This is a genomic window from Pasteurella canis, from assembly GCF_020810675.1.
Classification (GTDB): Bacteria; Pseudomonadota; Gammaproteobacteria; order Enterobacterales; family Pasteurellaceae; genus Pasteurella; species Pasteurella canis.
In genome coordinates, this window is sequence record NZ_CP085871.1 from 725761 (window position 1) to 749875 (window position 24115).

Annotated in this window: 32 protein-coding genes; 29 read left to right on the forward strand and 3 right to left on the reverse strand. The window is 33.1% G+C overall.

Going from position 1 to position 24115, the window contains the following annotated elements; all coding sequences use genetic code 11:
• The first annotated feature begins 10 nt into the window (after positions 1–10).
• From K7G93_RS03470 to K7G93_RS03480, 3 genes are all read left to right on the forward strand, one after another.
• A complete protein-coding gene (locus tag K7G93_RS03470) occupies positions 11–1114 on the forward strand; it encodes a zonular occludens toxin domain-containing protein (protein WP_228400488.1) in 1104 nt (367 codons plus the stop codon).
• A complete protein-coding gene (locus tag K7G93_RS03475) occupies positions 1095–2249 on the forward strand; it encodes a type II secretion system protein GspD (protein ID WP_228400489.1) in 1155 nt (384 codons plus the stop codon). The genes K7G93_RS03470 and K7G93_RS03475 overlap by 20 nt, the downstream gene beginning before the upstream one ends.
• A 599-nt stretch (positions 2250–2848) precedes the next feature.
• Positions 2849–3112, forward strand: a complete 264-nt coding sequence (locus K7G93_RS03480; RefSeq protein WP_228400481.1) for a hypothetical protein — start codon at positions 2849–2851, stop codon at positions 3110–3112.
• Positions 3113–3268: 156 nt separating this feature from the next.
• On the opposite strand, the gene K7G93_RS03485 is transcribed toward K7G93_RS03480, so the two are convergent.
• Entirely contained in the window at positions 3269–3454 is a 186-nt protein-coding gene (locus K7G93_RS03485; protein ID WP_228400482.1) for a hypothetical protein, read from the reverse strand.
• 141 nt (positions 3455–3595) lie between these two features.
• On the opposite strand from K7G93_RS03485, the gene K7G93_RS03490 reads away from it, so the two are divergent.
• The 9 genes from K7G93_RS03490 to K7G93_RS03530 all read left to right on the forward strand — a co-directional run bounded on the left by K7G93_RS03490 (position 3596) and on the right by K7G93_RS03530 (position 10369).
• Positions 3596–4714 (forward strand): phage/plasmid replication domain-containing protein, encoded by a 1119-nt coding sequence (locus K7G93_RS03490; RefSeq protein ID WP_228400483.1) that lies wholly within the window; start codon positions 3596–3598, stop codon positions 4712–4714.
• Between the two features lie 19 nt (positions 4715–4733).
• Positions 4734–5060: a DNA-binding protein gene (locus K7G93_RS03495; RefSeq protein WP_160530785.1), complete on the forward strand. Its 327-nt coding sequence runs from the start codon at positions 4734–4736 to the stop codon at positions 5058–5060.
• A 194-nt stretch (positions 5061–5254) separates the two neighbouring features.
• Positions 5255–5491, forward strand: a complete 237-nt coding sequence (locus K7G93_RS03500; protein ID WP_228400484.1) for a hypothetical protein — start codon at positions 5255–5257, stop codon at positions 5489–5491.
• 24 nt (positions 5492–5515) lie between these two features.
• Positions 5516–5740 carry a hypothetical protein gene (locus K7G93_RS03505; RefSeq protein ID WP_228400485.1) on the forward strand — a complete coding sequence of 75 codons (225 nt, stop codon included), beginning with the start codon at positions 5516–5518 and terminating at the stop codon, positions 5738–5740.
• Between the two features lie 83 nt (positions 5741–5823).
• Positions 5824–6954 (forward strand): hypothetical protein, encoded by a 1131-nt coding sequence (locus K7G93_RS03510; protein ID WP_228400486.1) that lies wholly within the window; start codon positions 5824–5826, stop codon positions 6952–6954.
• A 14-nt stretch (positions 6955–6968) separates the two neighbouring features.
• Entirely contained in the window at positions 6969–7256 is a 288-nt protein-coding gene (locus K7G93_RS03515; RefSeq protein ID WP_228400487.1) for a DUF2523 family protein, read from the forward strand.
• Positions 7257–7267: 11 nt separating this feature from the next.
• A complete protein-coding gene (locus K7G93_RS03520) occupies positions 7268–8371 on the forward strand; it encodes a zonular occludens toxin domain-containing protein (RefSeq protein WP_228400488.1) in 1104 nt (367 codons plus the stop codon).
• Complete coding sequence (locus K7G93_RS03525) at positions 8352–9506, forward strand: type II secretion system protein GspD (protein WP_228400489.1); 1155 nt, start codon at positions 8352–8354, stop codon at positions 9504–9506. The genes K7G93_RS03520 and K7G93_RS03525 overlap by 20 nt, the downstream gene beginning before the upstream one ends.
• Positions 9507–10105: 599 nt before the next feature.
• Entirely contained in the window at positions 10106–10369 is a 264-nt protein-coding gene (locus K7G93_RS03530; protein WP_228400481.1) for a hypothetical protein, read from the forward strand.
• A 156-nt stretch (positions 10370–10525) separates the two neighbouring features.
• Here K7G93_RS03530 and K7G93_RS03535 read toward each other — a convergent pair whose 3' ends face one another.
• Positions 10526–10711, reverse strand: a complete 186-nt coding sequence (locus K7G93_RS03535) for a hypothetical protein (protein ID WP_228400482.1) — start codon at positions 10709–10711, stop codon at positions 10526–10528.
• Between the two features lie 141 nt (positions 10712–10852).
• Here K7G93_RS03535 and K7G93_RS03540 point away from each other — a divergent pair, with 141 nt between their 5' ends.
• The 9 genes from K7G93_RS03540 (at position 10853) to K7G93_RS03580 (ending at position 17626) form a co-directional block, all read left to right on the forward strand.
• On the forward strand, positions 10853–11971 hold the full coding sequence (locus K7G93_RS03540; RefSeq protein ID WP_228400483.1) for a phage/plasmid replication domain-containing protein: 1119 nt from the start codon (positions 10853–10855) through the stop codon (positions 11969–11971).
• Positions 11972–11990: 19 nt separating this feature from the next.
• Positions 11991–12317, forward strand: coding sequence for a DNA-binding protein (locus K7G93_RS03545; protein ID WP_160530785.1), 327 nt, complete (start codon positions 11991–11993; stop codon positions 12315–12317).
• Positions 12318–12511: 194 nt separating this feature from the next.
• Positions 12512–12748: a hypothetical protein gene (locus K7G93_RS03550; protein ID WP_228400484.1), complete on the forward strand. Its 237-nt coding sequence runs from the start codon at positions 12512–12514 to the stop codon at positions 12746–12748.
• 24 nt (positions 12749–12772) lie between these two features.
• A complete protein-coding gene (locus tag K7G93_RS03555; RefSeq protein ID WP_228400485.1) occupies positions 12773–12997 on the forward strand; it encodes a hypothetical protein in 225 nt (74 codons plus the stop codon).
• Positions 12998–13080: 83 nt separating this feature from the next.
• Positions 13081–14211 (forward strand): hypothetical protein, encoded by a 1131-nt coding sequence (locus K7G93_RS03560; RefSeq protein ID WP_228400486.1) that lies wholly within the window; start codon positions 13081–13083, stop codon positions 14209–14211.
• Positions 14212–14225: 14 nt separating this feature from the next.
• The gene (locus tag K7G93_RS03565) at positions 14226–14513 is read left to right on the forward strand and encodes a DUF2523 family protein (protein WP_228400487.1); all 288 of its coding nucleotides are present in this window, start codon (positions 14226–14228) and stop codon (positions 14511–14513) included.
• Positions 14514–14524: 11 nt separating this feature from the next.
• Positions 14525–15628, forward strand: a complete 1104-nt coding sequence (locus K7G93_RS03570) for a zonular occludens toxin domain-containing protein (protein ID WP_228400488.1) — start codon at positions 14525–14527, stop codon at positions 15626–15628.
• Complete coding sequence (locus K7G93_RS03575; protein WP_228400489.1) at positions 15609–16763, forward strand: type II secretion system protein GspD; 1155 nt, start codon at positions 15609–15611, stop codon at positions 16761–16763. The genes K7G93_RS03570 and K7G93_RS03575 overlap by 20 nt, the downstream gene beginning before the upstream one ends.
• 599 nt (positions 16764–17362) lie before the next feature.
• On the forward strand, positions 17363–17626 hold the full coding sequence (locus tag K7G93_RS03580) for a hypothetical protein (RefSeq protein ID WP_228400481.1): 264 nt from the start codon (positions 17363–17365) through the stop codon (positions 17624–17626).
• A 156-nt stretch (positions 17627–17782) separates the two neighbouring features.
• On the opposite strand, the gene K7G93_RS03585 is transcribed toward K7G93_RS03580, so the two are convergent.
• A complete protein-coding gene (locus K7G93_RS03585) occupies positions 17783–17968 on the reverse strand; it encodes a hypothetical protein (RefSeq protein WP_228400482.1) in 186 nt (61 codons plus the stop codon).
• A gap of 141 nt (positions 17969–18109) precedes the next feature.
• Here K7G93_RS03585 and K7G93_RS03590 point away from each other — a divergent pair, with 141 nt between their 5' ends.
• The 8 genes from K7G93_RS03590 to K7G93_RS03625 all read left to right on the forward strand — a co-directional run bounded on the left by K7G93_RS03590 (position 18110) and on the right by K7G93_RS03625 (position 24020).
• On the forward strand, positions 18110–19228 hold the full coding sequence (locus K7G93_RS03590) for a phage/plasmid replication domain-containing protein (protein ID WP_228400483.1): 1119 nt from the start codon (positions 18110–18112) through the stop codon (positions 19226–19228).
• A 19-nt stretch (positions 19229–19247) separates the two neighbouring features.
• Entirely contained in the window at positions 19248–19574 is a 327-nt protein-coding gene (locus tag K7G93_RS03595) for a DNA-binding protein (protein WP_160530785.1), read from the forward strand.
• 194 nt (positions 19575–19768) lie between these two features.
• Positions 19769–20005, forward strand: a complete 237-nt coding sequence (locus K7G93_RS03600; protein ID WP_228400484.1) for a hypothetical protein — start codon at positions 19769–19771, stop codon at positions 20003–20005.
• A gap of 24 nt (positions 20006–20029) precedes the next feature.
• Entirely contained in the window at positions 20030–20254 is a 225-nt protein-coding gene (locus tag K7G93_RS03605; protein ID WP_228400485.1) for a hypothetical protein, read from the forward strand.
• A gap of 83 nt (positions 20255–20337) precedes the next feature.
• Positions 20338–21468 (forward strand): hypothetical protein, encoded by a 1131-nt coding sequence (locus tag K7G93_RS03610; RefSeq protein WP_228400486.1) that lies wholly within the window; start codon positions 20338–20340, stop codon positions 21466–21468.
• A gap of 14 nt (positions 21469–21482) precedes the next feature.
• Positions 21483–21770 carry a DUF2523 family protein gene (locus tag K7G93_RS03615; RefSeq protein ID WP_228400487.1) on the forward strand — a complete coding sequence of 96 codons (288 nt, stop codon included), beginning with the start codon at positions 21483–21485 and terminating at the stop codon, positions 21768–21770.
• Positions 21771–21781: 11 nt separating this feature from the next.
• On the forward strand, positions 21782–22885 hold the full coding sequence (locus K7G93_RS03620) for a zonular occludens toxin domain-containing protein (protein WP_228400488.1): 1104 nt from the start codon (positions 21782–21784) through the stop codon (positions 22883–22885).
• Positions 22866–24020, forward strand: coding sequence for a type II secretion system protein GspD (locus tag K7G93_RS03625; protein ID WP_228400489.1), 1155 nt, complete (start codon positions 22866–22868; stop codon positions 24018–24020). Before K7G93_RS03620 ends, K7G93_RS03625 begins: the two co-directional genes overlap by 20 nt.
• Positions 24021–24115 lie beyond the last annotated feature (95 nt).

Consider the following 24115-nt stretch of genomic DNA (forward strand, 5'->3'; position numbering starts at 1 on the left):
GGAGTAATTTATGGCGATTATGGCGTATGTGGGCATTCCAGGCAGTGGCAAATCTTATGAAGTGGTCAGTAGTGTTATCGTTGAACATTTTAAAAAGGGCAGACGCATTGTTACTAATATAGAGGGAATAAGTGAAGAAAAATTAATTGATTATTGTCTTTCAGAAGATAAAAAGCTAACAAGAGAAAATCTGGGTACATTAATTAAAGTGACTGATGAAGATTGTCAATCTGATGAATTTTTTCCGTATAAAAATTCTCAAAATACGACTTGTAGAGCAGGGGATTTAATATGTCTTGATGAAGTATGGCGCATTTTTCCAACTGAGAAAATAAAAGACAATCACCGCAGCTTTATTGCAGAGCACAGACATTTTACTGATGAAAAAACAGGGATTTGTTGTGATTTAGTTGTTATTAATCAGTCTATTACAAATATTCCACGCTTTATTAAAGATAGAATAGAAACGACTTTTCAAATGTCAAGACTGGTTACGCTTGGTCTTGGTAAACGTTACAGAGTGAATGTTTATTCTGGCGCGAAAACGACAAAAGCCATGCTGACAACGCAATATCAGAATAAATATAATGAGAAAATATTTAAACTCTATAAAAGTTTTGATGGAGCTAACGGCAAAACGACATCTATCGATGATAGACAGAACTACTTTAAATCACCGCAATTTAAGCTAAGCGTGCTTGCAATTGTGAGTTTTTTTGGCTTTGCTTATTATATGTTGTCTGATTATATAAATGTAAATACATCATCTAGTCAACAATCTAGCTCATTATCATCTAAACAAGTTCAAAAAAAAGAGTCTAAAACAGAATCTCAAATTCAACAAGAAACAGCTAAGTTATCACCTTCTGATTATTTTTCTTATCAAAAACAGCAATTTAATGATATTCCTCAAACTTTATCTAAGACGTGGCGTATTTCTGGTGAATTAATGAAAGATGGGATTGCTTACGTGCTTCTTATAGATGATAAAGGTAATCTTCGACTTGAACCTAAATATTATTTTAAAGGTCAGGGCAGAGCATTAACGGGTGTGATGGGTGGTGAGGTTGTGAGTTATTATTCAGGGGTTAAAGATGAAAAAGGTATTTTATAAATTTTTCTTTACTTGTTTTTTAAGTGTATTTTCGTCAATTATTTTTGCTAAAAATGTGGATTTTAAGCTTGATTCAGTGCCACTGCCCAAAGCTATTTATATGATTTATGATGAAATACTAGAACGCCCATACATGTTAAGTCCTCGCTTAGTTCAAGATACAAGATTAATCAGCTTTAAAGTAACAGAAAAAGACGATTTTAATCAGTTTATCATGCGCTATTTTAATAATTTAAACGTCAAAGTTTATACTAAAAATGGTATTGATTATCTTGATTATGTTGAACCAGCAGTGACACGTCAAAGCTTTGTTTATACGCCAGTTTACAGAAATGCGCATTATCTCGCCGACCTTTTAAAATATAATGTTGCAGGTGAGAATAATTTTTCTGTTACGGCTGCGGCAGATAAATTGGTTTATTATGGTACAGCAGAAGAAATCGCACGCGTTAAATCTGTTTTAAAATCAGCAGATACAAAAGGCGGTGAAATTGTCGTTACGGGTTACGTTTTTGAGGTTCAGACAAAAGAAAACGATGGGAGCGGTATTAATCTTTTGGCGAAATTGCTTTCTGGTAAATTGGGTTTAAGCATTGGTATTAAGCAAAACTATGAAAATTTTATTACAATCAATGCTGGTAATCTTGATGCAATGATTGAATTATTTAAAACAGATACGCGCTTTCAAGTTGTCAGCTCTCCGACTTTGAGGGTAAAAAGTGGTTCAGTGGGTAATTTTAGTGTGGGTTCTGATGTGCCAGTTTTAACAAGCATTGTACATAAAGATGGTCGTGATATTCAATCTGTTGAATACCGCTCAAGCGGTGTGATTTTTAATATTGAGCCAGTGGTTAAGAAAAACGCAATAGATTTAAAAATTCAACAACAACTTTCAAACTTCGTCAAGACGGAAACGGGCGTTAATAATACGCCGACATTGATTAAGCGTGACCTTGTCACTGATGTCAGTGTTAAAAGCGGTGATATTATTGTGCTTGGCGGTCTTGCTCAGAATAAAACAAATGGCACTGAAACGGGCTTTTCTTTTTTACCTGACGGTTGGTTTACGGGCAAATCAAACTCAAAAGAGAAAACTGACATTATTATACTTTTACAAGTAAAAATAATTGAGTAACACAAAACAAACCCACATTATATGCGAACGCCCGCAGGCAACGAGGACGTGAGCAATTAATGTGGGTGTTTTGTCTGTGTGACTTAAATTTTTTACTTGTAAATTAATATATTTAGGGGTGTCGGGGAAAAATGCTGTGCATTTTACCCTGACGGTAGGGGCGACGGCTGTAGCCCCGTAAACGCGATATTTTACGTTTTGATGAATTTTTTGTGCGTATATAAATATATTGCGCGCTTATATGTCTATACACGCCCTGCAGAACAATTCCAGATCTATTTTACTCATTGATGTTTATGAGACCGTTCATATTTAATTTTACTTTACAAACATTATTTAAACGTGCATAACCAATTAATTTTGCAGTGACAACGTGTGTTGTATTGTGATTATGTCTTGTTTAAGTAGTATTTGTGACTTGTGTATAACTCTGTGATTTTATTAACTCGTAGTTTTTACTCACTTGGTAACTAATTTCGCATAATTTTTTTCAAATTATGTTAACATTCGAAGCGCGGTAAAATCGCGCACGCACCGCGCGAGAATTTACACATAATTTGCATTATGCGAAATCATAACATATTGATATTATTATATTTATGGCTGATATTACACTTCAACACATTACGCCACGTCATTTTTACGAATCAGTAAAACTCATTAAAGAGATCTACCCACACTTTGAATTTTCACATAACGCATTGACAATAAGTTTTGATAGTGACGAGAATCTATTTGAGAGAATAGAACATCTAGAGATGTTTTTAAAAGAGCTTGAGCATTCAAGTGTGCCAGTTGATTTAAGTGAATTTGTAAGAACATACAGAAAAATTCCTAAAAATCGTACATATTTTAAACGTTAATTCTTTATTGTCTAAAATTTAATCACTTCTTCAGCGATGCTTAAAAAACATACAAAAAAGTTCGGGGGTTCTGTTACACCCGAACTTTACCGTGGAATCCCACGGTTTTTTATACTTTATTTATAGATAAATTGATTATTATTTGATCTATTTTCTTTATTTTTTTTCTTCTGTTTTATGTATAAGATCTTGTTTAGCTTCATTCAGATAGTTATCTAATAAATGATTAACTATATCGCTCATTTTTGTAAGCTTTCCACTTTTATGGCTTATTTCTATAGCGAGCAGCTCAAGCTTGTTTCTTCTTTGAGCATTAATTCTTACAGATGTGTCTTTTATCATCTTAAATCCTCATTTTATTAAAGTCCCATTATATTTATTTTTATATTTTTTATGCATATATACTTGCATGCAGTATGTAAATATACTATATTTATTTTATGTATATTTGCATGCGGTATATTTTTAATGTTTTTCGACTATTTGAAAATAGAACAAGACTTTTGCTATCAACTCCCTTCTCTTGGTGAGTTTGGCTTTATAGGCGTTCATCTCGATACTGGCGAAACACAAGAATTTATTAATATGCCAACTTTTGAGCATGAAGGCAGTTACTGCGATAAAGTCTACATTAAAGTTAATGGTAGTCGCTTAAAAATGTGGGGAAACCCGAGCCGCTATGGTCGCGTTGAAAATTTATTTGGAATAACATCAATAGATGTATGCGTTGATGTCTTTAATAAAATTTTATCTCAATATAACCTGCCTCCGTTTACTAAATGTACACGAATTTTTTATGGTCAATCAGAGGATGGAACGAAAGCAAAAAAATATTCTGATGGAGCATTAATTAAAGAATTACATATTACTCAAAATAAGTCTGTTGGCTTTGGAAATGTTGAACATTATTTAAGTGGACTTGCAACATTAGGTTATAGGAATTCAATTCCAAATTTATATACTAATGGTCAAACTGTTGATTGGCTTAATAAAAAAGGAAAAGGTACAGGATTAATTTATCCATCAGTATATAACAAAGCTTATGAGTTAGAACTACACTCATTGACAAAAATAAAAAATAAATTTGGTGAACAATCTCAAGAATTTAAAGAATTGATAAATGTTATTAACTTTTGCAAAGAAAATGGTGTAGCGAGATTTGAATTAAAATTAAAGTCAAGATATTTACAAAGAGAAAATTTAAATTTTTATGGATTAAGTGATTATTCAAGATTAAAACAATTAAGTGACGATTTTTTAAGTATTGAAAATAAATTAAGGGTAACAGCAATGGATTTTGAAACAATTTCAGAGACTTTATTAAATTCTGGCGTAGTTGATTCTGTTCGCAGCGCAAATACAACTGCAATGTATGCTTTGCAATGGTCTCACGGTCAAGTTTTTGATTTAAATAAAAGACAAGTTCAAATGCATAGATCTAGACTAAAAAAAATCGGTATAGATATTGCTTATAAATGTGACATTTCAAAATTTAGCCCTGTTAGAGTTATATCTACTCGTGAAGTTGAATCTAAACCTTTGATTATGCCTTCATGGTATCGAGCACCCGCTCATCATTTAACTTTATTAAAAGCAGCTTAAATCTATAGGAGATTAAAAAATGGAACAAGGTTTTTATATAGTCGGAAAAATGTTAGGTTCTCGTCAACTTAAAAATGTCGATAATTCAACAGGTGAATTAAAGTTTAAAAATCAAATTGGTATAGGTTTAGTTCGCTCTGATGGTTTTGGCGGCACAACTCAAAGTGAGATTTCAATTACTGTAAGTAAGAATGAGCTATTTACAAATGAGTTAATCACAAACTGTCGCAATTTAACAGGAAAACTTGTAAAAATCGCGGTTTATCCCATGGCTTGGTCTTTTAAAGATAAAACAGGTATTTCTTATTATTATAATGATCATTCTTCTATTGAAGAAGTTAAATAATTTTTGAGTTCGCGCCATGCTCCGCGCGTTCTCACTTTTATTTATGCTTAAGTTATTAATCGCATTCAGCTTTTACAAGCTATACAAAAGAGGAAATAAAAAGATGAAAGAATTTTTATTTATCGCTTCAGCTTCAATGGTTGGTTTTCTTGTGGGTTCTTCTCTTTTAATTTCTTTTATTTTGGTGCTTTAAAATGTCAATTATTTTAGAGGTTGAGGGTTGTAATAAAGTTACAAATTCTTGTGCTCAATTAGAATTGAAAATTCCACGCAATGAACTTTTAAAGATTCAAAGCGTGGAAAGTTCAAAAAGCGAAACCGTTAATTATTTAGCTTACACTGAATTTTGGGCGGTTTCATTCTCAATAACGTTATCATTTTGGGTTTTAGCAAAAATCGCTGGCGTGGTTTTAAGCTTTTTCAAAAGATAACATCATTTAAAAGGAAACTATATCATGTTTAAAAATATAATTAAAAATATCGCTCGTAAAGCGACAGTTGTTGGCACAGTTGCATTAGCTTCTACTTATTCAATGGCAGAGGGTCTTGGTGATTTGGGTAATGCTGCTAATTTTGCTGAGGGTAAAACTGCTATTACAGCTGTAGCTGTTGGTCTTGGAGGCTTTTTAGTCTTTGGTCTTGTTGCTAAGGCAATTTTAGGTTTCTTCAAACGCGTTTAAGTAAAAATGGCCCGCAAATTGCGGGTCAATTTTTAGGGGTTTTTCATGTCTTGGGAAATGATTTTTTTCTGCTGGGGAATGTTATGCGCTTATGTTGTCGTTCGGGGCTTTTCAAATTAATTTTAATTTTACCGCTTCTTTTTATCTCTACTTTTTCTCATTCTCGTGAGCTTTGGTCTTCGGTCGGTTATTGGTATTTTCGTAAAAATTTAAATAATGATGATGCAATTTCAAAAACTGATTGTGATTTATCGAAATTTGCTGGATCGAAGAAAACGGATGGTGATAAAAACGCACCTAGAGTTGATATAAGAATTAAAGTTGACTCCAGCGGAGTTGTTACTGATTACGGGGACGGCGAAGGAGGTTCATTCTCTGGTGATGGCTGGTTTCGTTATGCTGAAAAAATCGAGTTTAGTTCTCGTCTTTCTTCATCGCAAAATTCAGTTGCAAGAGAAGCATTTAAAACAGCATTAAAAAATAATAATTGTCAAATTGCTGATTCACTTTTAGATGCGCTAACAAATCCAAATCTTAGAGAAGATGGGATGTTGTCTATTGATGGTGATGGCTATAAATGCGCTATTACAAATAGTGGTCTTTCTGATTGTTTAGTTGAAGGTGCGGCAGAAACTTGTGACGAGAATGGCGAAAATTGTCATATTTCAATTGGCAATGAAAAGAGAATGGGACTAGATGAACTTGCTAAAACGAAAGAGAAAGAAAAACAAAATGGTTCAGATAATTCGGGTTCTAATGGTTCAAGCAATCAAAATAATGGTCACGGCGGTAATAGTGGTGCTGATGGTACAGGTTCTGGTAATGCTAGCGGTAATAATAGTAGCGGCGGAAAATCTGATGGTAAAAATCAAGGAAGCAAAGGGGATAAAGATGGTCAAAATGGTTCGGGTAGCGGTGTTGGTAGTGGAGAAGGTGATAAGAAAGGTGATGGTAAAGATGAAGGTAAATTACCGGAACTAGAAGAGTTTGATATTAAAAAATCACTTGAAGAATTAAAGTCTAAGCTTTCAGATATGGTTGGCGGTCAATGTTCTGTTTCTGGTAATTGTCAGCCTATTACTTTTTCGCTTTTTAATGCAACTCATACCATAGATATTCATTGTAAGTTATTTTCAGAAAATGGTGACGGAATAAAATCTGGGTTCACTTTTCTTTGGACGACTATTGGCATTTTGATTATTTTATCAGCTTAATATAAGGACTATTTATGCCTGCTTTAATTGCGTTTTTAACTAAAGTATTTCTTTTTATATTTACGTTAAAAGTAATTCGTTTTTTTATGTTCGGTGCTATATTGATTGCTTCTGATGATATAGTTCAGCTTCTTTTAGATGTTTTTTTACCCGAAATTTCTGATATTTGTCAGCTTTTAAGTTCTGTTCCTCCAGAACTAGGATTTTTTCTTCAATATTTTGAAATTCCATTTGCTGTAAATACTGTGTTATCTGCTTATTTAACGCGTTTTGCTATTCGCAGACTGCCCTTTATTAATTAATGGAGTAATTTATGGCGATTATGGCGTATGTGGGCATTCCAGGCAGTGGCAAATCTTATGAAGTGGTCAGTAGTGTTATCGTTGAACATTTTAAAAAGGGCAGACGCATTGTTACTAATATAGAGGGAATAAGTGAAGAAAAATTAATTGATTATTGTCTTTCAGAAGATAAAAAGCTAACAAGAGAAAATCTGGGTACATTAATTAAAGTGACTGATGAAGATTGTCAATCTGATGAATTTTTTCCGTATAAAAATTCTCAAAATACGACTTGTAGAGCAGGGGATTTAATATGTCTTGATGAAGTATGGCGCATTTTTCCAACTGAGAAAATAAAAGACAATCACCGCAGCTTTATTGCAGAGCACAGACATTTTACTGATGAAAAAACAGGGATTTGTTGTGATTTAGTTGTTATTAATCAGTCTATTACAAATATTCCACGCTTTATTAAAGATAGAATAGAAACGACTTTTCAAATGTCAAGACTGGTTACGCTTGGTCTTGGTAAACGTTACAGAGTGAATGTTTATTCTGGCGCGAAAACGACAAAAGCCATGCTGACAACGCAATATCAGAATAAATATAATGAGAAAATATTTAAACTCTATAAAAGTTTTGATGGAGCTAACGGCAAAACGACATCTATCGATGATAGACAGAACTACTTTAAATCACCGCAATTTAAGCTAAGCGTGCTTGCAATTGTGAGTTTTTTTGGCTTTGCTTATTATATGTTGTCTGATTATATAAATGTAAATACATCATCTAGTCAACAATCTAGCTCATTATCATCTAAACAAGTTCAAAAAAAAGAGTCTAAAACAGAATCTCAAATTCAACAAGAAACAGCTAAGTTATCACCTTCTGATTATTTTTCTTATCAAAAACAGCAATTTAATGATATTCCTCAAACTTTATCTAAGACGTGGCGTATTTCTGGTGAATTAATGAAAGATGGGATTGCTTACGTGCTTCTTATAGATGATAAAGGTAATCTTCGACTTGAACCTAAATATTATTTTAAAGGTCAGGGCAGAGCATTAACGGGTGTGATGGGTGGTGAGGTTGTGAGTTATTATTCAGGGGTTAAAGATGAAAAAGGTATTTTATAAATTTTTCTTTACTTGTTTTTTAAGTGTATTTTCGTCAATTATTTTTGCTAAAAATGTGGATTTTAAGCTTGATTCAGTGCCACTGCCCAAAGCTATTTATATGATTTATGATGAAATACTAGAACGCCCATACATGTTAAGTCCTCGCTTAGTTCAAGATACAAGATTAATCAGCTTTAAAGTAACAGAAAAAGACGATTTTAATCAGTTTATCATGCGCTATTTTAATAATTTAAACGTCAAAGTTTATACTAAAAATGGTATTGATTATCTTGATTATGTTGAACCAGCAGTGACACGTCAAAGCTTTGTTTATACGCCAGTTTACAGAAATGCGCATTATCTCGCCGACCTTTTAAAATATAATGTTGCAGGTGAGAATAATTTTTCTGTTACGGCTGCGGCAGATAAATTGGTTTATTATGGTACAGCAGAAGAAATCGCACGCGTTAAATCTGTTTTAAAATCAGCAGATACAAAAGGCGGTGAAATTGTCGTTACGGGTTACGTTTTTGAGGTTCAGACAAAAGAAAACGATGGGAGCGGTATTAATCTTTTGGCGAAATTGCTTTCTGGTAAATTGGGTTTAAGCATTGGTATTAAGCAAAACTATGAAAATTTTATTACAATCAATGCTGGTAATCTTGATGCAATGATTGAATTATTTAAAACAGATACGCGCTTTCAAGTTGTCAGCTCTCCGACTTTGAGGGTAAAAAGTGGTTCAGTGGGTAATTTTAGTGTGGGTTCTGATGTGCCAGTTTTAACAAGCATTGTACATAAAGATGGTCGTGATATTCAATCTGTTGAATACCGCTCAAGCGGTGTGATTTTTAATATTGAGCCAGTGGTTAAGAAAAACGCAATAGATTTAAAAATTCAACAACAACTTTCAAACTTCGTCAAGACGGAAACGGGCGTTAATAATACGCCGACATTGATTAAGCGTGACCTTGTCACTGATGTCAGTGTTAAAAGCGGTGATATTATTGTGCTTGGCGGTCTTGCTCAGAATAAAACAAATGGCACTGAAACGGGCTTTTCTTTTTTACCTGACGGTTGGTTTACGGGCAAATCAAACTCAAAAGAGAAAACTGACATTATTATACTTTTACAAGTAAAAATAATTGAGTAACACAAAACAAACCCACATTATATGCGAACGCCCGCAGGCAACGAGGACGTGAGCAATTAATGTGGGTGTTTTGTCTGTGTGACTTAAATTTTTTACTTGTAAATTAATATATTTAGGGGTGTCGGGGAAAAATGCTGTGCATTTTACCCTGACGGTAGGGGCGACGGCTGTAGCCCCGTAAACGCGATATTTTACGTTTTGATGAATTTTTTGTGCGTATATAAATATATTGCGCGCTTATATGTCTATACACGCCCTGCAGAACAATTCCAGATCTATTTTACTCATTGATGTTTATGAGACCGTTCATATTTAATTTTACTTTACAAACATTATTTAAACGTGCATAACCAATTAATTTTGCAGTGACAACGTGTGTTGTATTGTGATTATGTCTTGTTTAAGTAGTATTTGTGACTTGTGTATAACTCTGTGATTTTATTAACTCGTAGTTTTTACTCACTTGGTAACTAATTTCGCATAATTTTTTTCAAATTATGTTAACATTCGAAGCGCGGTAAAATCGCGCACGCACCGCGCGAGAATTTACACATAATTTGCATTATGCGAAATCATAACATATTGATATTATTATATTTATGGCTGATATTACACTTCAACACATTACGCCACGTCATTTTTACGAATCAGTAAAACTCATTAAAGAGATCTACCCACACTTTGAATTTTCACATAACGCATTGACAATAAGTTTTGATAGTGACGAGAATCTATTTGAGAGAATAGAACATCTAGAGATGTTTTTAAAAGAGCTTGAGCATTCAAGTGTGCCAGTTGATTTAAGTGAATTTGTAAGAACATACAGAAAAATTCCTAAAAATCGTACATATTTTAAACGTTAATTCTTTATTGTCTAAAATTTAATCACTTCTTCAGCGATGCTTAAAAAACATACAAAAAAGTTCGGGGGTTCTGTTACACCCGAACTTTACCGTGGAATCCCACGGTTTTTTATACTTTATTTATAGATAAATTGATTATTATTTGATCTATTTTCTTTATTTTTTTTCTTCTGTTTTATGTATAAGATCTTGTTTAGCTTCATTCAGATAGTTATCTAATAAATGATTAACTATATCGCTCATTTTTGTAAGCTTTCCACTTTTATGGCTTATTTCTATAGCGAGCAGCTCAAGCTTGTTTCTTCTTTGAGCATTAATTCTTACAGATGTGTCTTTTATCATCTTAAATCCTCATTTTATTAAAGTCCCATTATATTTATTTTTATATTTTTTATGCATATATACTTGCATGCAGTATGTAAATATACTATATTTATTTTATGTATATTTGCATGCGGTATATTTTTAATGTTTTTCGACTATTTGAAAATAGAACAAGACTTTTGCTATCAACTCCCTTCTCTTGGTGAGTTTGGCTTTATAGGCGTTCATCTCGATACTGGCGAAACACAAGAATTTATTAATATGCCAACTTTTGAGCATGAAGGCAGTTACTGCGATAAAGTCTACATTAAAGTTAATGGTAGTCGCTTAAAAATGTGGGGAAACCCGAGCCGCTATGGTCGCGTTGAAAATTTATTTGGAATAACATCAATAGATGTATGCGTTGATGTCTTTAATAAAATTTTATCTCAATATAACCTGCCTCCGTTTACTAAATGTACACGAATTTTTTATGGTCAATCAGAGGATGGAACGAAAGCAAAAAAATATTCTGATGGAGCATTAATTAAAGAATTACATATTACTCAAAATAAGTCTGTTGGCTTTGGAAATGTTGAACATTATTTAAGTGGACTTGCAACATTAGGTTATAGGAATTCAATTCCAAATTTATATACTAATGGTCAAACTGTTGATTGGCTTAATAAAAAAGGAAAAGGTACAGGATTAATTTATCCATCAGTATATAACAAAGCTTATGAGTTAGAACTACACTCATTGACAAAAATAAAAAATAAATTTGGTGAACAATCTCAAGAATTTAAAGAATTGATAAATGTTATTAACTTTTGCAAAGAAAATGGTGTAGCGAGATTTGAATTAAAATTAAAGTCAAGATATTTACAAAGAGAAAATTTAAATTTTTATGGATTAAGTGATTATTCAAGATTAAAACAATTAAGTGACGATTTTTTAAGTATTGAAAATAAATTAAGGGTAACAGCAATGGATTTTGAAACAATTTCAGAGACTTTATTAAATTCTGGCGTAGTTGATTCTGTTCGCAGCGCAAATACAACTGCAATGTATGCTTTGCAATGGTCTCACGGTCAAGTTTTTGATTTAAATAAAAGACAAGTTCAAATGCATAGATCTAGACTAAAAAAAATCGGTATAGATATTGCTTATAAATGTGACATTTCAAAATTTAGCCCTGTTAGAGTTATATCTACTCGTGAAGTTGAATCTAAACCTTTGATTATGCCTTCATGGTATCGAGCACCCGCTCATCATTTAACTTTATTAAAAGCAGCTTAAATCTATAGGAGATTAAAAAATGGAACAAGGTTTTTATATAGTCGGAAAAATGTTAGGTTCTCGTCAACTTAAAAATGTCGATAATTCAACAGGTGAATTAAAGTTTAAAAATCAAATTGGTATAGGTTTAGTTCGCTCTGATGGTTTTGGCGGCACAACTCAAAGTGAGATTTCAATTACTGTAAGTAAGAATGAGCTATTTACAAATGAGTTAATCACAAACTGTCGCAATTTAACAGGAAAACTTGTAAAAATCGCGGTTTATCCCATGGCTTGGTCTTTTAAAGATAAAACAGGTATTTCTTATTATTATAATGATCATTCTTCTATTGAAGAAGTTAAATAATTTTTGAGTTCGCGCCATGCTCCGCGCGTTCTCACTTTTATTTATGCTTAAGTTATTAATCGCATTCAGCTTTTACAAGCTATACAAAAGAGGAAATAAAAAGATGAAAGAATTTTTATTTATCGCTTCAGCTTCAATGGTTGGTTTTCTTGTGGGTTCTTCTCTTTTAATTTCTTTTATTTTGGTGCTTTAAAATGTCAATTATTTTAGAGGTTGAGGGTTGTAATAAAGTTACAAATTCTTGTGCTCAATTAGAATTGAAAATTCCACGCAATGAACTTTTAAAGATTCAAAGCGTGGAAAGTTCAAAAAGCGAAACCGTTAATTATTTAGCTTACACTGAATTTTGGGCGGTTTCATTCTCAATAACGTTATCATTTTGGGTTTTAGCAAAAATCGCTGGCGTGGTTTTAAGCTTTTTCAAAAGATAACATCATTTAAAAGGAAACTATATCATGTTTAAAAATATAATTAAAAATATCGCTCGTAAAGCGACAGTTGTTGGCACAGTTGCATTAGCTTCTACTTATTCAATGGCAGAGGGTCTTGGTGATTTGGGTAATGCTGCTAATTTTGCTGAGGGTAAAACTGCTATTACAGCTGTAGCTGTTGGTCTTGGAGGCTTTTTAGTCTTTGGTCTTGTTGCTAAGGCAATTTTAGGTTTCTTCAAACGCGTTTAAGTAAAAATGGCCCGCAAATTGCGGGTCAATTTTTAGGGGTTTTTCATGTCTTGGGAAATGATTTTTTTCTGCTGGGGAATGTTATGCGCTTATGTTGTCGTTCGGGGCTTTTCAAATTAATTTTAATTTTACCGCTTCTTTTTATCTCTACTTTTTCTCATTCTCGTGAGCTTTGGTCTTCGGTCGGTTATTGGTATTTTCGTAAAAATTTAAATAATGATGATGCAATTTCAAAAACTGATTGTGATTTATCGAAATTTGCTGGATCGAAGAAAACGGATGGTGATAAAAACGCACCTAGAGTTGATATAAGAATTAAAGTTGACTCCAGCGGAGTTGTTACTGATTACGGGGACGGCGAAGGAGGTTCATTCTCTGGTGATGGCTGGTTTCGTTATGCTGAAAAAATCGAGTTTAGTTCTCGTCTTTCTTCATCGCAAAATTCAGTTGCAAGAGAAGCATTTAAAACAGCATTAAAAAATAATAATTGTCAAATTGCTGATTCACTTTTAGATGCGCTAACAAATCCAAATCTTAGAGAAGATGGGATGTTGTCTATTGATGGTGATGGCTATAAATGCGCTATTACAAATAGTGGTCTTTCTGATTGTTTAGTTGAAGGTGCGGCAGAAACTTGTGACGAGAATGGCGAAAATTGTCATATTTCAATTGGCAATGAAAAGAGAATGGGACTAGATGAACTTGCTAAAACGAAAGAGAAAGAAAAACAAAATGGTTCAGATAATTCGGGTTCTAATGGTTCAAGCAATCAAAATAATGGTCACGGCGGTAATAGTGGTGCTGATGGTACAGGTTCTGGTAATGCTAGCGGTAATAATAGTAGCGGCGGAAAATCTGATGGTAAAAATCAAGGAAGCAAAGGGGATAAAGATGGTCAAAATGGTTCGGGTAGCGGTGTTGGTAGTGGAGAAGGTGATAAGAAAGGTGATGGTAAAGATGAAGGTAAATTACCGGAACTAGAAGAGTTTGATATTAAAAAATCACTTGAAGAATTAAAGTCTAAGCTTTCAGATATGGTTGGCGGTCAATGTTCTGTTTCTGGTAATTGTCAGCCTATTACTTTTTCGCTTTTTAATGCAACTCATACCATAGATATTCATTGTAAGTTATTTTCAGAAAATGGTGACGGAATAAAATCTGGGTTCACTTTTCTTTGGACGACTATTGGCATTTTGATTATTTTATCAGCTTAATATAAGGACTATTTATGCCTGCTTTAATTGCGTTTTTAACTAAAGTATTTCTTTTTATATTTACGTTAAAAGTAATTCGTTTTTTTATGTTCGGTGCTATATTGATTGCTTCTGATGATATAGTTCAGCTTCTTTTAGATGTTTTTTTACCCGAAATTTCTGATATTTGTCAGCTTTTAAGTTCTGTTCCTCCAGAACTAGGATTTTTTCTTCAATATTTTGAAATTCCATTTGCTGTAAATACTGTGTTATCTGCTTATTTAACGCGTTTTGCTATTCGCAGACTGCCCTTTATTAATTAATGGAGTAATTTATGGCGATTATGGCGTATGTGGGCATTCCAGGCAGTGGCAAATCTTATGAAGTGGTCAGTAGTGTTATCGTTGAACATTTTAAAAAGGGCAGACGCATTGTTACTAATATAGAGGGAATAAGTGAAGAAAAATTAATTGATTATTGTCTTTCAGAAGATAAAAAGCTAACAAGAGAAAATCTGGGTACATTAATTAAAGTGACTGATGAAGATTGTCAATCTGATGAATTTTTTCCGTATAAAAATTCTCAAAATACGACTTGTAGAGCAGGGGATTTAATATGTCTTGATGAAGTATGGCGCATTTTTCCAACTGAGAAAATAAAAGACAATCACCGCAGCTTTATTGCAGAGCACAGACATTTTACTGATGAAAAAACAGGGATTTGTTGTGATTTAGTTGTTATTAATCAGTCTATTACAAATATTCCACGCTTTATTAAAGATAGAATAGAAACGACTTTTCAAATGTCAAGACTGGTTACGCTTGGTCTTGGTAAACGTTACAGAGTGAATGTTTATTCTGGCGCGAAAACGACAAAAGCCATGCTGACAACGCAATATCAGAATAAATATAATGAGAAAATATTTAAACTCTATAAAAGTTTTGATGGAGCTAACGGCAAAACGACATCTATCGATGATAGACAGAACTACTTTAAATCACCGCAATTTAAGCTAAGCGTGCTTGCAATTGTGAGTTTTTTTGGCTTTGCTTATTATATGTTGTCTGATTATATAAATGTAAATACATCATCTAGTCAACAATCTAGCTCATTATCATCTAAACAAGTTCAAAAAAAAGAGTCTAAAACAGAATCTCAAATTCAACAAGAAACAGCTAAGTTATCACCTTCTGATTATTTTTCTTATCAAAAACAGCAATTTAATGATATTCCTCAAACTTTATCTAAGACGTGGCGTATTTCTGGTGAATTAATGAAAGATGGGATTGCTTACGTGCTTCTTATAGATGATAAAGGTAATCTTCGACTTGAACCTAAATATTATTTTAAAGGTCAGGGCAGAGCATTAACGGGTGTGATGGGTGGTGAGGTTGTGAGTTATTATTCAGGGGTTAAAGATGAAAAAGGTATTTTATAAATTTTTCTTTACTTGTTTTTTAAGTGTATTTTCGTCAATTATTTTTGCTAAAAATGTGGATTTTAAGCTTGATTCAGTGCCACTGCCCAAAGCTATTTATATGATTTATGATGAAATACTAGAACGCCCATACATGTTAAGTCCTCGCTTAGTTCAAGATACAAGATTAATCAGCTTTAAAGTAACAGAAAAAGACGATTTTAATCAGTTTATCATGCGCTATTTTAATAATTTAAACGTCAAAGTTTATACTAAAAATGGTATTGATTATCTTGATTATGTTGAACCAGCAGTGACACGTCAAAGCTTTGTTTATACGCCAGTTTACAGAAATGCGCATTATCTCGCCGACCTTTTAAAATATAATGTTGCAGGTGAGAATAATTTTTCTGTTACGGCTGCGGCAGATAAATTGGTTTATTATGGTACAGCAGAAGAAATCGCACGCGTTAAATCTGTTTTAAAATCAGCAGATACAAAAGGCGGTGAAATTGTCGTTACGGGTTACGTTTTTGAGGTTCAGACAAAAGAAAACGATGGGAGCGGTATTAATCTTTTGGCGAAATTGCTTTCTGGTAAATTGGGTTTAAGCATTGGTATTAAGCAAAACTATGAAAATTTTATTACAATCAATGCTGGTAATCTTGATGCAATGATTGAATTATTTAAAACAGATACGCGCTTTCAAGTTGTCAGCTCTCCGACTTTGAGGGTAAAAAGTGGTTCAGTGGGTAATTTTAGTGTGGGTTCTGATGTGCCAGTTTTAACAAGCATTGTACATAAAGATGGTCGTGATATTCAATCTGTTGAATACCGCTCAAGCGGTGTGATTTTTAATATTGAGCCAGTGGTTAAGAAAAACGCAATAGATTTAAAAATTCAACAACAACTTTCAAACTTCGTCAAGACGGAAACGGGCGTTAATAATACGCCGACATTGATTAAGCGTGACCTTGTCACTGATGTCAGTGTTAAAAGCGGTGATATTATTGTGCTTGGCGGTCTTGCTCAGAATAAAACAAATGGCACTGAAACGGGCTTTTCTTTTTTACCTGACGGTTGGTTTACGGGCAAATCAAACTCAAAAGAGAAAACTGACATTATTATACTTTTACAAGTAAAAATAATTGAGTAACACAAAACAAACCCACATTATATGCGAACGCCCGCAGGCAACGAGGACGTGAGCAATTAATGTGGGTGTTTTGTCTGTGTGACTTAAATTTTTTACTTGTAAATTAATATATTTAGGGGTGTCGGGGAAAAATGCTGTGCATTTTACCCTGACGGTAGGGGCGACGGCTGTAGCCCCGTAAACGCGATATTTTACGTTTTGATGAATTTTTTGTGCGTATATAAATATATTGCGCGCTTATATGTCTATACACGCCCTGCAGAACAATTCCAGATCTATTTTACTCATTGATGTTTATGAGACCGTTCATATTTAATTTTACTTTACAAACATTATTTAAACGTGCATAACCAATTAATTTTGCAGTGACAACGTGTGTTGTATTGTGATTATGTCTTGTTTAAGTAGTATTTGTGACTTGTGTATAACTCTGTGATTTTATTAACTCGTAGTTTTTACTCACTTGGTAACTAATTTCGCATAATTTTTTTCAAATTATGTTAACATTCGAAGCGCGGTAAAATCGCGCACGCACCGCGCGAGAATTTACACATAATTTGCATTATGCGAAATCATAACATATTGATATTATTATATTTATGGCTGATATTACACTTCAACACATTACGCCACGTCATTTTTACGAATCAGTAAAACTCATTAAAGAGATCTACCCACACTTTGAATTTTCACATAACGCATTGACAATAAGTTTTGATAGTGACGAGAATCTATTTGAGAGAATAGAACATCTAGAGATGTTTTTAAAAGAGCTTGAGCATTCAAGTGTGCCAGTTGATTTAAGTGAATTTGTAAGAACATACAGAAAAATTCCTAAAAATCGTACATATTTTAAACGTTAATTCTTTATTGTCTAAAATTTAATCACTTCTTCAGCGATGCTTAAAAAACATACAAAAAAGTTCGGGGGTTCTGTTACACCCGAACTTTACCGTGGAATCCCACGGTTTTTTATACTTTATTTATAGATAAATTGATTATTATTTGATCTATTTTCTTTATTTTTTTTCTTCTGTTTTATGTATAAGATCTTGTTTAGCTTCATTCAGATAGTTATCTAATAAATGATTAACTATATCGCTCATTTTTGTAAGCTTTCCACTTTTATGGCTTATTTCTATAGCGAGCAGCTCAAGCTTGTTTCTTCTTTGAGCATTAATTCTTACAGATGTGTCTTTTATCATCTTAAATCCTCATTTTATTAAAGTCCCATTATATTTATTTTTATATTTTTTATGCATATATACTTGCATGCAGTATGTAAATATACTATATTTATTTTATGTATATTTGCATGCGGTATATTTTTAATGTTTTTCGACTATTTGAAAATAGAACAAGACTTTTGCTATCAACTCCCTTCTCTTGGTGAGTTTGGCTTTATAGGCGTTCATCTCGATACTGGCGAAACACAAGAATTTATTAATATGCCAACTTTTGAGCATGAAGGCAGTTACTGCGATAAAGTCTACATTAAAGTTAATGGTAGTCGCTTAAAAATGTGGGGAAACCCGAGCCGCTATGGTCGCGTTGAAAATTTATTTGGAATAACATCAATAGATGTATGCGTTGATGTCTTTAATAAAATTTTATCTCAATATAACCTGCCTCCGTTTACTAAATGTACACGAATTTTTTATGGTCAATCAGAGGATGGAACGAAAGCAAAAAAATATTCTGATGGAGCATTAATTAAAGAATTACATATTACTCAAAATAAGTCTGTTGGCTTTGGAAATGTTGAACATTATTTAAGTGGACTTGCAACATTAGGTTATAGGAATTCAATTCCAAATTTATATACTAATGGTCAAACTGTTGATTGGCTTAATAAAAAAGGAAAAGGTACAGGATTAATTTATCCATCAGTATATAACAAAGCTTATGAGTTAGAACTACACTCATTGACAAAAATAAAAAATAAATTTGGTGAACAATCTCAAGAATTTAAAGAATTGATAAATGTTATTAACTTTTGCAAAGAAAATGGTGTAGCGAGATTTGAATTAAAATTAAAGTCAAGATATTTACAAAGAGAAAATTTAAATTTTTATGGATTAAGTGATTATTCAAGATTAAAACAATTAAGTGACGATTTTTTAAGTATTGAAAATAAATTAAGGGTAACAGCAATGGATTTTGAAACAATTTCAGAGACTTTATTAAATTCTGGCGTAGTTGATTCTGTTCGCAGCGCAAATACAACTGCAATGTATGCTTTGCAATGGTCTCACGGTCAAGTTTTTGATTTAAATAAAAGACAAGTTCAAATGCATAGATCTAGACTAAAAAAAATCGGTATAGATATTGCTTATAAATGTGACATTTCAAAATTTAGCCCTGTTAGAGTTATATCTACTCGTGAAGTTGAATCTAAACCTTTGATTATGCCTTCATGGTATCGAGCACCCGCTCATCATTTAACTTTATTAAAAGCAGCTTAAATCTATAGGAGATTAAAAAATGGAACAAGGTTTTTATATAGTCGGAAAAATGTTAGGTTCTCGTCAACTTAAAAATGTCGATAATTCAACAGGTGAATTAAAGTTTAAAAATCAAATTGGTATAGGTTTAGTTCGCTCTGATGGTTTTGGCGGCACAACTCAAAGTGAGATTTCAATTACTGTAAGTAAGAATGAGCTATTTACAAATGAGTTAATCACAAACTGTCGCAATTTAACAGGAAAACTTGTAAAAATCGCGGTTTATCCCATGGCTTGGTCTTTTAAAGATAAAACAGGTATTTCTTATTATTATAATGATCATTCTTCTATTGAAGAAGTTAAATAATTTTTGAGTTCGCGCCATGCTCCGCGCGTTCTCACTTTTATTTATGCTTAAGTTATTAATCGCATTCAGCTTTTACAAGCTATACAAAAGAGGAAATAAAAAGATGAAAGAATTTTTATTTATCGCTTCAGCTTCAATGGTTGGTTTTCTTGTGGGTTCTTCTCTTTTAATTTCTTTTATTTTGGTGCTTTAAAATGTCAATTATTTTAGAGGTTGAGGGTTGTAATAAAGTTACAAATTCTTGTGCTCAATTAGAATTGAAAATTCCACGCAATGAACTTTTAAAGATTCAAAGCGTGGAAAGTTCAAAAAGCGAAACCGTTAATTATTTAGCTTACACTGAATTTTGGGCGGTTTCATTCTCAATAACGTTATCATTTTGGGTTTTAGCAAAAATCGCTGGCGTGGTTTTAAGCTTTTTCAAAAGATAACATCATTTAAAAGGAAACTATATCATGTTTAAAAATATAATTAAAAATATCGCTCGTAAAGCGACAGTTGTTGGCACAGTTGCATTAGCTTCTACTTATTCAATGGCAGAGGGTCTTGGTGATTTGGGTAATGCTGCTAATTTTGCTGAGGGTAAAACTGCTATTACAGCTGTAGCTGTTGGTCTTGGAGGCTTTTTAGTCTTTGGTCTTGTTGCTAAGGCAATTTTAGGTTTCTTCAAACGCGTTTAAGTAAAAATGGCCCGCAAATTGCGGGTCAATTTTTAGGGGTTTTTCATGTCTTGGGAAATGATTTTTTTCTGCTGGGGAATGTTATGCGCTTATGTTGTCGTTCGGGGCTTTTCAAATTAATTTTAATTTTACCGCTTCTTTTTATCTCTACTTTTTCTCATTCTCGTGAGCTTTGGTCTTCGGTCGGTTATTGGTATTTTCGTAAAAATTTAAATAATGATGATGCAATTTCAAAAACTGATTGTGATTTATCGAAATTTGCTGGATCGAAGAAAACGGATGGTGATAAAAACGCACCTAGAGTTGATATAAGAATTAAAGTTGACTCCAGCGGAGTTGTTACTGATTACGGGGACGGCGAAGGAGGTTCATTCTCTGGTGATGGCTGGTTTCGTTATGCTGAAAAAATCGAGTTTAGTTCTCGTCTTTCTTCATCGCAAAATTCAGTTGCAAGAGAAGCATTTAAAACAGCATTAAAAAATAATAATTGTCAAATTGCTGATTCACTTTTAGATGCGCTAACAAATCCAAATCTTAGAGAAGATGGGATGTTGTCTATTGATGGTGATGGCTATAAATGCGCTATTACAAATAGTGGTCTTTCTGATTGTTTAGTTGAAGGTGCGGCAGAAACTTGTGACGAGAATGGCGAAAATTGTCATATTTCAATTGGCAATGAAAAGAGAATGGGACTAGATGAACTTGCTAAAACGAAAGAGAAAGAAAAACAAAATGGTTCAGATAATTCGGGTTCTAATGGTTCAAGCAATCAAAATAATGGTCACGGCGGTAATAGTGGTGCTGATGGTACAGGTTCTGGTAATGCTAGCGGTAATAATAGTAGCGGCGGAAAATCTGATGGTAAAAATCAAGGAAGCAAAGGGGATAAAGATGGTCAAAATGGTTCGGGTAGCGGTGTTGGTAGTGGAGAAGGTGATAAGAAAGGTGATGGTAAAGATGAAGGTAAATTACCGGAACTAGAAGAGTTTGATATTAAAAAATCACTTGAAGAATTAAAGTCTAAGCTTTCAGATATGGTTGGCGGTCAATGTTCTGTTTCTGGTAATTGTCAGCCTATTACTTTTTCGCTTTTTAATGCAACTCATACCATAGATATTCATTGTAAGTTATTTTCAGAAAATGGTGACGGAATAAAATCTGGGTTCACTTTTCTTTGGACGACTATTGGCATTTTGATTATTTTATCAGCTTAATATAAGGACTATTTATGCCTGCTTTAATTGCGTTTTTAACTAAAGTATTTCTTTTTATATTTACGTTAAAAGTAATTCGTTTTTTTATGTTCGGTGCTATATTGATTGCTTCTGATGATATAGTTCAGCTTCTTTTAGATGTTTTTTTACCCGAAATTTCTGATATTTGTCAGCTTTTAAGTTCTGTTCCTCCAGAACTAGGATTTTTTCTTCAATATTTTGAAATTCCATTTGCTGTAAATACTGTGTTATCTGCTTATTTAACGCGTTTTGCTATTCGCAGACTGCCCTTTATTAATTAATGGAGTAATTTATGGCGATTATGGCGTATGTGGGCATTCCAGGCAGTGGCAAATCTTATGAAGTGGTCAGTAGTGTTATCGTTGAACATTTTAAAAAGGGCAGACGCATTGTTACTAATATAGAGGGAATAAGTGAAGAAAAATTAATTGATTATTGTCTTTCAGAAGATAAAAAGCTAACAAGAGAAAATCTGGGTACATTAATTAAAGTGACTGATGAAGATTGTCAATCTGATGAATTTTTTCCGTATAAAAATTCTCAAAATACGACTTGTAGAGCAGGGGATTTAATATGTCTTGATGAAGTATGGCGCATTTTTCCAACTGAGAAAATAAAAGACAATCACCGCAGCTTTATTGCAGAGCACAGACATTTTACTGATGAAAAAACAGGGATTTGTTGTGATTTAGTTGTTATTAATCAGTCTATTACAAATATTCCACGCTTTATTAAAGATAGAATAGAAACGACTTTTCAAATGTCAAGACTGGTTACGCTTGGTCTTGGTAAACGTTACAGAGTGAATGTTTATTCTGGCGCGAAAACGACAAAAGCCATGCTGACAACGCAATATCAGAATAAATATAATGAGAAAATATTTAAACTCTATAAAAGTTTTGATGGAGCTAACGGCAAAACGACATCTATCGATGATAGACAGAACTACTTTAAATCACCGCAATTTAAGCTAAGCGTGCTTGCAATTGTGAGTTTTTTTGGCTTTGCTTATTATATGTTGTCTGATTATATAAATGTAAATACATCATCTAGTCAACAATCTAGCTCATTATCATCTAAACAAGTTCAAAAAAAAGAGTCTAAAACAGAATCTCAAATTCAACAAGAAACAGCTAAGTTATCACCTTCTGATTATTTTTCTTATCAAAAACAGCAATTTAATGATATTCCTCAAACTTTATCTAAGACGTGGCGTATTTCTGGTGAATTAATGAAAGATGGGATTGCTTACGTGCTTCTTATAGATGATAAAGGTAATCTTCGACTTGAACCTAAATATTATTTTAAAGGTCAGGGCAGAGCATTAACGGGTGTGATGGGTGGTGAGGTTGTGAGTTATTATTCAGGGGTTAAAGATGAAAAAGGTATTTTATAAATTTTTCTTTACTTGTTTTTTAAGTGTATTTTCGTCAATTATTTTTGCTAAAAATGTGGATTTTAAGCTTGATTCAGTGCCACTGCCCAAAGCTATTTATATGATTTATGATGAAATACTAGAACGCCCATACATGTTAAGTCCTCGCTTAGTTCAAGATACAAGATTAATCAGCTTTAAAGTAACAGAAAAAGACGATTTTAATCAGTTTATCATGCGCTATTTTAATAATTTAAACGTCAAAGTTTATACTAAAAATGGTATTGATTATCTTGATTATGTTGAACCAGCAGTGACACGTCAAAGCTTTGTTTATACGCCAGTTTACAGAAATGCGCATTATCTCGCCGACCTTTTAAAATATAATGTTGCAGGTGAGAATAATTTTTCTGTTACGGCTGCGGCAGATAAATTGGTTTATTATGGTACAGCAGAAGAAATCGCACGCGTTAAATCTGTTTTAAAATCAGCAGATACAAAAGGCGGTGAAATTGTCGTTACGGGTTACGTTTTTGAGGTTCAGACAAAAGAAAACGATGGGAGCGGTATTAATCTTTTGGCGAAATTGCTTTCTGGTAAATTGGGTTTAAGCATTGGTATTAAGCAAAACTATGAAAATTTTATTACAATCAATGCTGGTAATCTTGATGCAATGATTGAATTATTTAAAACAGATACGCGCTTTCAAGTTGTCAGCTCTCCGACTTTGAGGGTAAAAAGTGGTTCAGTGGGTAATTTTAGTGTGGGTTCTGATGTGCCAGTTTTAACAAGCATTGTACATAAAGATGGTCGTGATATTCAATCTGTTGAATACCGCTCAAGCGGTGTGATTTTTAATATTGAGCCAGTGGTTAAGAAAAACGCAATAGATTTAAAAATTCAACAACAACTTTCAAACTTCGTCAAGACGGAAACGGGCGTTAATAATACGCCGACATTGATTAAGCGTGACCTTGTCACTGATGTCAGTGTTAAAAGCGGTGATATTATTGTGCTTGGCGGTCTTGCTCAGAATAAAACAAATGGCACTGAAACGGGCTTTTCTTTTTTACCTGACGGTTGGTTTACGGGCAAATCAAACTCAAAAGAGAAAACTGACATTATTATACTTTTACAAGTAAAAATAATTGAGTAACACAAAACAAACCCACATTATATGCGAACGCCCGCAGGCAACGAGGACGTGAGCAATTAATGTGGGTGTTTTGTCTGTGTGACTTAAATTTTTTA